Raw genomic sequence first — 12,231 nt, 5'->3', positions numbered from 1 at the left:
GGGCGGGCTAAAGGTGCACATGCTCATTGATGCGGTTCAATCGGTTGGCCGGTTCATAAAAATTACCGAGGCCAAGGTGCACGACAAAAACTTTCTGAAGGAGCTGGACTTGACCGCGCACAGCATGGTTGTTTTCGACCGAGCGTACAGCTACTACTACCAGTTCGCCCGGTGGACTAAAAAAGAGGTTTACTTTGTTACCCGTATCAAGAAAAATGCGGTTTACACCGTGGTAGAAACCCTTCGGGAGCATAAAAAGGAGAAAGGCAAGGCGATGGTGCTTCGGGAGGATGCCATCGAGGTTGAGTACTGTCCGGAGGATGAGAATGGCAAAAAGCAAGCGAAGGGCAAGCAAGCGCTCCGGTTGAAAAAAGTGTGCTACCAGGATGACCAGGACCGGTATTTTGAATTTATCACCAACAGCATGGACAGCATGGCCGAAGAGGTGGCGTTCCTTTACAAGAAGCGCTGGGGCATTGAGCTGCTGTTCAAAAAAATGAAGCAAAACTTTCAACTCCACTACTTTTATGGGGAGAATGAAAATGCTATCCGAACGCAGGTTTGGTGCACGCTGATCGCCCAGCTGCTCATGACCGTGATCCAGAAGATGGCAAAAACCCAGAAAGCGTTTTCGGTGGTGGCAACGCTGGTCAGGATACACCTGATTAGCATGCTAGACATTTTTGAGCTGCTCCGTAGCACCAAGCGAAGCTACTTAAATAACCGGGGTTCGCCAGCTTTAGAGGCTCAAATTAAACTTGCTTTTTGAGGGGGTGCCATTTGCGTAGCAAGAATAATGCCTTTGTTTATTGGTGTGCAGAGACAAAAACCTGATATTTTAAATTTAGTCGGACAGTAGTGATAAAATAAGTATAAAACTTAAGATTTATTTCATTAAAAGTTTCAAATTATACCTTTATCAATAAATTCTCTTAACTCTTTATGATTCTTAGCAAAAAAGAAATATAGTTTAGAGTTTCCCTTTTCTAATGCTTCCAATATATTTAATAAGAAAATTATTAGATTATCAAAACCTGTTTTGCATAGTTTTAACGTATTACCTTTATAATTTTTAAATTCGAACACTTCATCTTCAATAAAACGCCCATCGTAATTAGGAATATCAAGAGGTTTAGTCTCTCTTTCAGCAATTAACAAATCGATTTCGTTAATGATTTGACTCTTTGTAAGATTCATCTCAATTGGTATAAGGTACTTTGGATTTATACCTGTTATTTTTAGTAATAAATCAAATCTAGGTTGTCGTATTCGACTAACCTCAATTAGATTTTTATCCTGGTTTAGAATAAATCCGAATTTCATTTATTAGAGGGATTAAAATGAATAATTACTTCATCGGGTGTATTTTTGATTATCTCAGGAACACCGTCAAATCCATTTGCTTTTAAAATTTTACCAGTTGGAGTTTCAAATGCTGCGTCAATAGGAGACATACCCCCAGCAATCTTTTCTTTAAATATGGTTAAGTTAACAGATTCTCCTCCTGTGTATATATCAGCTTTTTTCCACCATCCCTTTACTTTAGAGGGGGCATAATCCTGGATTGCTTTTTTGAAAACCTCTGAACCAATTCCTTGCTTCTGTAGTTTTTCGGGAATGTTTAAATGAAATTCTAAAATATCATTTTCAATAAAGGCAACTCCAACACGTTCACGAGCAGCTTGATAAGTTACACTTACATCATAATAAGTTGCTGACTTTCCATTAAATAATCCATCAAAGTCATCTATCTTTGTCCAGAGTTTTTCCCCCTCCGTAGCTAAATCTACAGCAGCATCTGCAATATTATCAACAATTTTGTAAGTTTCCTCTTCCTTTATAAGTTTTTTGCTTCCATTGATTAAAGCATTAACATTCTCAAGCATTTTGCCGCTTTTTACCACAGCTACCATTGGTATTGCAGCACCTGCTGCATAGCCAGCGGTTTTACCCCAATCGCTGTAGTACCCAGTATAAATCGTACCAGCAATATCTGTAATAATGTCAAGATGAAGAGGTGATAGCAATAAACCAATTGCATCTAACTTGTTAACTACGCCATCATATACTACTGCATTGTAACCGCCAAAATAACAATTGTCGCTGGGGTCGGATGAATTTTCAATATTGATATTGAGTTTATCCAGTGCTTGATTTACATTGCTAAATCTGTTATATCTATACCATTTGGCGAATAGCTGTGCATTTACAGAATAGCCCTCAACATTTGTTTCTTTTAAGCAACTTTCAAAAATCTCATGGTTAATAATATTGGGGGTTACAGGTGGAAATTCCTCATTGAAATTTACAATTTCAGCGTTAATTTCTGTAAACCGTGAATAATCGGCTAAAACAGGTGTATTATTAATTATATATGCCTCAGCTAAGGCCTTATTCAATAAATCAATGTATTGGTCACAGCGACCGTCTTCAAAAAATCTAAACTCATAAATATGCTCTTTGCCAGTAACTTGCTCCTTTCTAATTGGTTTAATTTCTACCAGTTCCCCTTTATATGTTAAGTAATAAGGTATTTCAATATATGGTTTAGGAATCTGTGAATAAAGATCTTTTACAATTTCAATACTCCCTTGTCCAGAACTTGACAAATTTTCTGAATAATACCCAACTGCAGAAGTAAAGTAGTACGCCTTTGCTGAAGTTTGTTCAAGTGGCGATAAAAAGTAAGGTATACAAACAAATGTCATTTTGTTTGCATCAAACAAGTTACCACATTTCTCTACGACTGCTTTTGCAAAATCTGCTTTCTGTTTGTCATCCAAATAATATGATATCTTACTATTTACTACATATATCTTTTTTCCCTCATTTCTTAATTCATCAGCATATACAAACAATCTATCATCAATATCTTTTATGGTTTTTTCATCAATTCTTGAATCATCTGTATATAAAAACTTATTCCCAGAGAGTATTAACTCTTTTAATTTTTCTGCATAAAAGTTAACATCGCTATTAATGCCATTAGTGGACTGAGTAGTCGCCCCTAAGATACACGGTAAGTTCAATCCTAGGTCTAACTCTCCTGCCCCTATATTTTCATTTTCTTTAATGGTTTTCGAGCCAAGAGAACAATTAATATTCTCTAATACTCCTTCTGTATTGATAATATTTATATATAATTCATCCTTGCCAAAAGAACTTTTATCGATGAAATAACTTCCACTTCCAAGATATCCATTAAATACATATGCTGCTCTTGGAAGGTGTTTATCACCTTCATACAAGGTAACACTCTGTATTTCACCTTTGAAATCAACATTACCAATGGTAAAACTTGTAAGTGCAGCTTTGGGGAGATTTTTGATAAACAATCCGGCACTAGAACATCCACCGGAAGTACTTATTGGCATTGAATAGAAATCCTCGCCAAACTTCAAATTTGTGACATTGTAGGGGAGTGAAATTGGAATACCAGCAGGAGACAAAAATGTATAATATTTTCCCTGAACCGGATTATCAATTTCATAAGTTTTATAACCAAAAGCAAATGCTGGATAATAGGTTCTACTGCAACTAATACTCGCCGCATCCGTCTCATCATCCAGCAACCCTGTTGTTAGCTCCGGATTGTGAATTAGGTCCCACTGGGGCTTAATAAGGCGGGTGCCACCGTTGTAGTCCATCAGGTTGTCGGTGGTGCCCTGCGGCAGCACAGGGAAGGTGTGCTCCAAGTTAAAGGCACCATGGCCCAGCTCGTGGGCTAGCGTGCGGGCACCGGTGGAGCTCTGTGCAATAAAGCCAAACCTACGGGCACGGGGCATGTAGCCCTGCAGCGTGGCATCGCTAAAGCGCGGAACCACAAAGAGGTAGTAGGTGTCATCCTCCAGCGAGGGGTTGGCCACCTTGTAGGCATCAATAAGGGTGTTCATGCCCTCGGTGTAGCTGCTGGCCATTTCGCTGGAGCCAAACTCCAGCTGGCCGCCGGGTATGGTGTAGCCGAACGGTTCTGCCACCGTAACCGTCCACGAGGTTACCGCCTGGCCGTAAATGGCGGTGAGCTGGCTTTGTAGCGCACTTGCGTCAGGAGCGGTTGTTCCGGCCAGCGGAACCACCACCAGCGTCATGGGCTGCGGCTGGTATACCACCGCCTTGGCGGCACCAATGTCCACCTGCTCGGTTTTGCCATCGGCATTGTGCTTGGTGTAGCGCACCATAATGGGCTCCTCGCCCTCGGAAAGCCCCTGCAGCGAAACCATGAGCCGGTTGTTGCCCATCACCTCCTTTTTAGCCACCTTGGCGTTGGTCTGCACGTCAATGGTGAGGCTGTCGGTGGTAAGCTTGCTGCTGCCGGGCTTTAGCTCCAGCACCACGTTGTCGCTGCCACTCACCGGTAGCGCCTTGTAGGGTATTCCCACCTCCTTACCGTTAATGGTAGCCACGGGGTAGTAGCTGCGCAGCGCCTCGTAGGCCAGCGAGTCGTAGCCGTAGGTAGACATGGAGGCCTTATGGAAGAAGGCCGTTGGCAGGTCGCCCGCGGGGTTGTATGGCTTCACGGTGCCGTTCTCCACAATAAGCGGTCCATCGCCATAGCTGGTATTTCCGCCTCCGCCGGTGGAGCCTCCCCCGCCAGTTCCATCGCCTCCGCCATTCCCGGTGTTGTCACCGGTGGTAGTCCCGGCTCCTCCTCCCGTAGGGGGATAGATAACCACTGGCTGGTTGGCCAGCGGGATAAAGGTGGTGTCGCCTCCGGACACAACGGCCACATCGCCGTTGGGGTTTACTATAATGGTGTCGATGGGGTTATCGAGGTGCAGGGTATCGAGCACCGTTACTCCCCCGCTACCGTATATGGTTGTATTCTTACTCTTGGTGGTTATCACCTCCCCGCTAATGAGCTGGTAGGTGGTGTTTATGCCAACTTTGTTGAAGGTGCAGCTGAGCCCCACACCCGCAATGGGTAGGTATACCTCACCCATTCCGGTAAAGATGCCGTTGCTACCCTGAACGCTGGTAACCTTAACGGGCATAACGCCGGCAAGGAATGTTTGGTTGGTATGGAGCGCAGAGAGCGGATCGCGGTTGGTGGGCATGTTGGCGTTATCGAGCTGCTCGGAACAGGACTGGTTCTGGTTTTCCAACTTCTTTGTTTTTAGGGTGCCGGAAACGGAGTAGTCGGATGGCAGCGAGCCACACTCGCTCTGCACCTGGTACTCGTAGGTGCAGTCGGGCTTAAGGTTCTTAACCGTGTAGGTGGTTTGGGTGGCGGGCTCCTCGTACCAGTCGGAGAGGTCAGTACCGTTTTCGCGGAATCGCACCTGGTAGCCGGTTGCCAGCGCGGTGCTGTTCCACGAGAGGTCGGCCGTTTGCTCCGAGATGTTGTCGGAGCTTAGAAACACCGGTGCAATGCACGGGTCGCCGTAGCGGAAGGTGATTACCGGCGAAAGGCCACCATTGCGGTAGAGATCGATGCCTCTTGTGTCGAAAGCACGTATGCGCACGGCATAGCTATGGCCGGCAATGAGCTCGGGCTTATCGGGTCCGTAGAATAAATTTTCGATGGGCGATATACCTTGGTACACAGGGGGCAGGGTAACAATGGCCACGTTGGGGTCCATGCCCTGCTGCACCATCTCCACCATGGTAACCTCGTACTGGGTGCTGAGGGCCGCGTTGGGCGAGCTCATACCGCAGCGCGTCCACAAGAACTGTATTCCCTGTGGCTCTCCAGCGGTGAGCTTCTGTCCCTGTCGAGGCGAAATCCACTGCGGCGGATCGTTGAGCATCAGCCAGCCAATGGCCATGGCGGTGTTGGAAACCGGAACGTTGCGGTGGGCCTCCACGGCCTCCACCTTAAAGCGGTAAAGCCCCTCGGGCAGCATTCCCGATGAGGTAAGGGCGCTCATGCTTATACCTTCGGCAATGAGGTTTTGGGGAAGAAAATAGTCGCTCAGCTCGTCGTAGCTCACCTCGTAGAGGGTGCTACTCATCAACGTAATGGGTGTTGGGTAGAACGAAGGGTTGGTGGTAAGCTTCACGCCGTTGCCCTCAATGGTAAGCCTTAGCCTTACGTCGAGGGTGGGCTGCTGGGCATCTTTAAGCAGCAGGGTAATGCGCATGCGGTTCCCCTCCGGAGCAGCATAGTCGCTCAGCTTTAGCGAGTATGGTGGGGTGAGCGTTGCAAAAGCCTGAACGGGGAAGTTCTGGGCACGACCGGTGGTAGCCACTGACACAAAAAGAGAGGCTAGAATTCCTGCTACGATGAATTTGATGCTCTGCTTTACCATTACCTATGGTGTTTTGTTACTGCTTAAACTTTCCCTTCCGGGCTGCTACTTCTGAACTATTATCTTAACCGTTTTCGTTTGCCCGTTGGCCTTCAGGCTCAGTAGGTAGAATCCCGGCATCAGGTTAAGCCTATCGGACGATATGGTGAAGAATCCGGCTGGACTTAACTTCTGGTAGAATAGCTGCTGCTGGCTGTTGTTGTATAGGCCAACCTCCAAGGCTGCTTCGTTGTGAAGGGTAACCTCCACCGTAAACAGCCCATCGTTTGGATTGGGATATAGCTTCACCTCGCTGAAAATATTGGGGTAGTAGTCGCTGTTCTGGCTCTTGGGCAGTGCAGGAACAACGGTCACCGTCTTCTCGAAACGATCGCTACACTCGCCCATGTGGGTGGTGAGAGCCACTGGGAAGGTTCCCTCCTTCTCGGCACGGATGTAGAGCTCGTTGCCCCCCCTATTTATCAACGTAAAGGCGTCGCCGGGGAAGTCCCAGCCAATGGAGTCGGGAATGGGCATGGTAAACTCAACCAGCACAATGGTATCGCCCACGGCGGTGGTGGTAGCCACCACAAAGTCGGCATCGATATCCTGAGCCAGCTTGGTGAGGTTAACCGATGCGTTGCCCTTGCAACCCTTAATGTCGGTAACCCACACGGTGTAAGTTCCCTCATCGGAGATGGTAACCGTGCGGAGGTTGCTGGTAAAGCCATTGGTTGAGGTCCAGCTGTAGTCGCAACCGGAGTAACCTGCATCCAGCGTAACGGACTGGTTGGAGCAGAGCACTGCTGAGGTGGGAACGGTTGGCTTTATGGGGTCGGGGTCGGTAAGCGACAGGGTGGTGCTGTTCTGGCACTCATGCGCATCGGTTACCTGAGCAGTGTAGCTACCCGAGGGCAGCTGGTCCAGCGTTGCACCTGCCGTGCCATTGTTCCACAAAATGGAGTATGGCGCAGTTCCACCCATTGGGCTAACCGTTGCACTGCCGTTGGTATATCCGTAGCACAGCGGGTTTACCAGATTTGCTGCAGCAAGGGTAAGTGGATCGGGTCCCGGAATAGAAACGGTCACCGTATCGCTGCACTGGTGCTGGTCGGTGGCAACGGCCTTGGTGTTGCCCTTGGGCAGACCGGAAACTGTTGCACCCGACAGATTTGTGCCGGGCCACACCACGGAAATCGAACCATTGCCGCCAACGGTAGTAATGGTTGCGGCACCATCGGACTTTTCGGCACAGGAAACTGGTGATACGGCAACGTTGGCAATTTTTGGTCCAGATACATCCCCCACGGTAGCAATGGAACTGTCCCTACATCCATAGCGATCCTTTACTGAAATCTTGTAATTCCCGCTATAAAGATGCTTCAAAGCCTCTTCGAACACCTTGTCGTTGTACGTGTAGGTAAAAGGTTGCGTTCCTCCGTAGACCATGGGAGCCAGCAGTCCCACTCCTCTTCCGCAGGTGTCGCTTACAACCATAAAGTCAAGGTTGAGCGAATCGGGTTGGGTAAGTAAAACATCTAGCTGACTGGAGCAACCGTTCTTATCCTGAACCACGATGGTGTGCGTTCCTGCTGCAAGCTTTCCAAAACCGTTGGAGTAACCCAGAGAGCCACCGTCGAGGCCGTACAGGAAAGGTGTTTCACCATTTACTGGAGTTACGTAAATGCTCCCCGAGGCATTTTGGTAGCAGGTGAGGTTATTTACTGTGGATGCCATTAGCGATAGCGGCAGCGTTTGCGGCACCACCACCGTTTTGGCAATGGAGCAGCCGTTGGCATCGCTCAGAATAGCGGAATAGCTACCCGAGGCAAGCGAGTAAAACTGGCCATTACTGCTCGATTGACCATTTAGGGCAAAGGTGTAGCTGCCCCAGCCTCCCTGTGCGGAAAGCAGCGCCTGACCGGTATTTTCATCGGCACACTTGGGCTTGCTGATAGCTTGCGCACCAAAGGCAAGAGGAGCGGTAGGTGCCAAGATGGTAACTGAGGCCTGAAGTGGTTGTAGCTTATCGCCGCACCCCTTGCTATCGGTAACCGTGGCAACATAGCTTCCTCCCACGAGCTGGGTGAGGGTATCGGCAGAAACCGCTTGCACATCCTCCCCTGTGCTCCAGTGGATGGCGTAGGGTGAAACGCCACCATTAACGGTGGCAATGGCGCTACCCGTTGTGCTGCCAAAGCAGGTTACATCAGTTTTGCTTAGTGCTAGCGTTACCTTCGAAGGCTCAGCAACGGTAATTGCTTTGCTAGAGAAGCAGCCGTGGCTATCAACCATGCTCAACTCGTAACTTCCAGATTGTAGATTACTAAAATTGCTTGTTTGCTTGTCGGAGAAATGATTACTACCCACCGTTGTGCCACCAAAAGTTAGCGACACGTCCACAGGCTGGTTGGTGCCGTTAACGTAAAATTCCACCTTACCCGACTGGTCGCCAAAGCATCGCAAGTCGGTAGCTACCACATTCTCCAGCTGCGGAGCATCGGGGTTCACCAGCGTATAGGTAAATGGCTTCTGGCAGCCATGGCCATCGGTTACGGTAAGGTTGTAGCTACCTGCAGAAAGGTTGCTCACCTGAGCGCCATTCACCGCTGTGCCAGCAATGTTCCAGCTCATGTTAAGCGTAGGTGTTCCACCGGCTACATTCACCATCAGCATACCAGTGCTGGTACCACATGGTGGATTAACCGAATCAACTAGAGTAGAAATAATTTCGTCGGGCTGGTTAATGGTTTCGGTTTTAGTAAGCACACAGCCGTTGGCGTCAACCATGCTCAACTGATGTTCTCCGGCCAAAAGGTTCGTGAAGAGGTTGCTGGTGGTGGGTGTGCCGCCGTCCAGCTGATAGTGGTAAGGCTGAACCCCACCCAGCGTATCGGAAACTGTTAGCTGACCATCCTGACCACCATTACACTGCACGTCCACCTTGTTGAGCAGCGCTGCCAGCTGCTGAGGCTGCGGAACGGTGATGCTAAGCGTATCGTGGCAATTTAAGCTATCGGAAACCACAAACTTATAGCTTCCAGCCTTTAGGTTCGTTTTAGTTACGTTGAACGGAGGGTTACCATTGGCAACATCGACCAAGTAGTAGGAGTAACCTCCCCAGCCACCCGTGGCCGATAACCGCACACTACCATTACTCTCACCAAAGCACTTAACAGGGTCAACATTGGGAGATGCAGTCAACTTGCTAGTTGGCTCCGTAACTGTAAAGGGTATATCAGAGGCATTGGGATTTCCTCTGCCAATACCACAACCCTTGCTGTCACTAATGTATGCAGTATAGTTTCCGGCTAGAAGATTGATTTGAGTAGATGGATTAGCGCTGTATAAATCACTGCCAACCTTAACGGTGTAGGGTGCAGTGCCACCCTTAAGAACAACTACGGCTTTACCGCTATCCCCCTTACAAATAGAGGCAATGGTGTTGAAACTATTAATTTGAAGGGAGTCCGGTTCAATAAGCTTAAGACCAGTGGTATCGTGACTACATCCGTTGGCGTCGGTAACCGTGATACGATAATCGCCCACCGGCAAATTGTTGAAATCAGAGTTGGGCAAGTTGAGTCCCACAACATTGGCATCACGATAAATATTGTAGCTATAGCCAGAAACACCACCGTCGGGCTGCAACGAAATGGCTCCGTTGGCTACCCCGTTACAGGTGGGATCGGCAATGGTAACCTTTTTCCAACTCACTGCCGTGGGTGCGTTGAGCAGCACGGTGGAGGAGTCAACGCAGCCATGGGCATCCACCACCTTTACCTTGTAGGTTCCGTTGCTCAAGTTGGCAAAGGCAGAGGTGGAAATGGTGTCGGTGCTGGTTCCCAAAATATAGCGGTAAGCGGCTGTGCCACCTGTTGCGGCAACGTGAATGGTATCTGTGGCTCCAAAGCAGCGAATGGCGTAGCCGTTGTATCCAGCCAAGGTTGCTTGCAGTCTAAGCTTTTGCGGCTCATTAATGGTGAAACTATTAGAGTAGGTACAGCCGTTGGCGTCGGCTACGGTGTAGGTGTGAACTCCAGCCGCAAGTCCCGTTCTGGGAAGGAGCGGCGTTGCGGAGGATTCCCCATCCAACTTCAAGGAGTAGGCTCCGTTTCCACCCGATGCAGTGAATGCTACCGTGCCATTGCTTCCTCCATTGCACGAAACGTCGGAAATAACCGGTGGTGCCACCGCTATTGCCTCGGGCTGACCAATAACTAAAGTAGTATCCTTTATGGCTCCCAGCGAGTCGGCAACCCAGAACTTGTGGCTTCCTGCTGCCAACCCGGCAATGGTGCTACTCGACTGCCAGCTAATGCTGTCCTTGCTGTACTTATAGCCACCCCATCCTCCAGTAACGTTAAGGGTTACGCTACCGTTGGAGGCGGCGTAACATTTGGGCTGTTGGGGGTTAGCCCCGGCAATAGCTAATGGGATTTGAGGCGCCTTAATGGTAAAGGTTTCCTCGGCGTTGCAGTAGGCCGTATTTAGGCTATCCTTAATTTGAACGGTATAGGTTCCTGCAGGAAGGTTGGAGAACTTGCCCGGCGCAACTACTGCACCTGCTGGTGGATTCTGAAGGGTAATATTGAAGTGCCCATTTCCACCCGAAACTAGGTAATCGAGCGAACCATCGCTGGACTGAGCAGTGGTAACGTATCGTATTTTGGTTACTGTAAAGGCTATGGGGGCCTTCTGGGGCACAGTAACTGCTGCGGAGTAACTGCAATTGGAGGTGTCGGAAAGGGAAACGGTATAATCTCCGGCGGTCAAATTACCGTAGGTTTTGTCGACCAACGAATCCGAACGGGGAATGTTATCGTTTACCACAGCTGCTAGACCGCTGTCCTTAATGGAGACCGTCCAGTCGCCAAAGCCCTTTCCTCCTGCAACTGCAATGGTTCCATTTGCCTCACCATGGCATATTGGTGATGTTGGGGTAAGGGAGCTAATGGTAACAGCTTTTGAAGAGACAGGGAGGGTAATCAATGAGCTATTCGATGAGCACTGTGCAGTATCGGTAATCTGTAAGGAATACTGGCCAGTCGCAAGTTGACCTATCTTTTTGTTATCACCATTAGAGAAAATGGAAGTCAAAGTGCTGTCCTTAAATGCGCCATCTATTCCAATTAGAGCAGCTCTATAATTGCCACCTGCACCCTGGTTTATAGAAAATGATACTGCACCATTAGTAGCGCTGGCGCATGTTGCACTATCAAAAACAAAGCCTGAGGCTACAGGAGGAGCAAATGCCTTTAGGTCTACAACTGTTGCTGCGGATGGACACACGCTACCGTTGATCAACAGATTGAGGCTGTAGCTAGAGTATGCGGCCAGGTTTTCAAACTTTGACCCAGCGCTTATAGATGCTGTAGCACCGCTTGGCATGCTTGAAGTGTAGCTCAACGCGGGACCACTCCAGCTATCCACCGAGGGGTAAATCCACCCGTTGGCCTGTCCCTCACAGGGATGCTTGGTCACCAAACTGACCACCGGCATGACGGCCGGCTTAACCGTGGCTTGCTTGGGAGCGGAAACACACCCCTTGGCATCCTTAACCCAGAAGATGTAACTACCAGGTGCCAGCGATGAAAAGGAGGAGCTGGCTCCGAACGACACATTGTCACTGGAATAACTGTAGCCACCCCAGCCACCTGTGGCCATAACCGCTACCGCTCCGTTGTGAAAGCTAGGGCAAAGGGTTTCATCGGTTGGGGTTGCGGTGGCGGAGAGGGGGGCGCCGGGCTCTTGAACATTTGCTATCACATTCGCTGAACATCCATTATTATCAGTTACGGTTATAGTATACACTCCATTCTTTAGCCCAGAAAAAGTATTGCTTGAGTTAACAATGCCAGCATATGTTGGACTGATTGAAGTAGAGTATGGTGATACTCCACCAACTATGCTATAGGCAATACTACCATTGCTAGCTCCTGGTGAACATAGGTCTGTAACTTTAACTATTGATGGGATTAAGGCAGTGGGCTCTGTAATGCTA

General features: G+C 48.6%; 4 protein-coding genes. 1 reads left to right on the top strand and 3 read right to left on the bottom strand.

From position 1 onward, the window contains the following. Positions 1-769, top strand: a 769-nt coding sequence (locus VMW01_03850; GenBank protein HUW05374.1) for an IS4 family transposase, incomplete at its 5' end; no start/stop codon positions are given. Between the two features lie 134 nt (positions 770-903). Here VMW01_03850 and VMW01_03845 read toward each other — a convergent pair. Genes VMW01_03845 through VMW01_03835 form a run of 3 tightly spaced genes read right to left on the bottom strand, consistent with a single transcriptional unit; the run spans position 904 to position 11,996 of the window. Beyond that, positions 904-1,323 carry a hypothetical protein gene (locus tag VMW01_03845; protein HUW05373.1) on the bottom strand — a complete coding sequence of 140 codons (420 nt, stop codon included), beginning with the start codon at positions 1,321-1,323 and terminating at the stop codon, positions 904-906. Continuing rightward, positions 1,320-6,248 carry a fibronectin type III domain-containing protein gene (locus VMW01_03840; GenBank protein HUW05372.1) on the bottom strand — a complete coding sequence of 1,643 codons (4,929 nt, stop codon included), beginning with the start codon at positions 6,246-6,248 and terminating at the stop codon, positions 1,320-1,322. The genes VMW01_03845 and VMW01_03840 overlap by 4 nt, the downstream gene beginning before the upstream one ends. A gap of 45 nt (positions 6,249-6,293) precedes the next feature. Further along, entirely contained in the window at positions 6,294-11,996 is a 5,703-nt protein-coding gene (locus VMW01_03835) for a T9SS type A sorting domain-containing protein (protein HUW05371.1), read from the bottom strand. Positions 11,997-12,231: the final 235 nt, after the last annotated feature.

Origin of the sequence: Williamwhitmania sp., assembly GCA_035529935.1 — a bacterium.
Classification (GTDB): Bacteria; Bacteroidota; Bacteroidia; order Bacteroidales; family Williamwhitmaniaceae; genus Williamwhitmania.
Note: the sequence above shows the minus strand (reverse complement) of the source record. Positions and strands in the feature narration are given on the sequence as shown.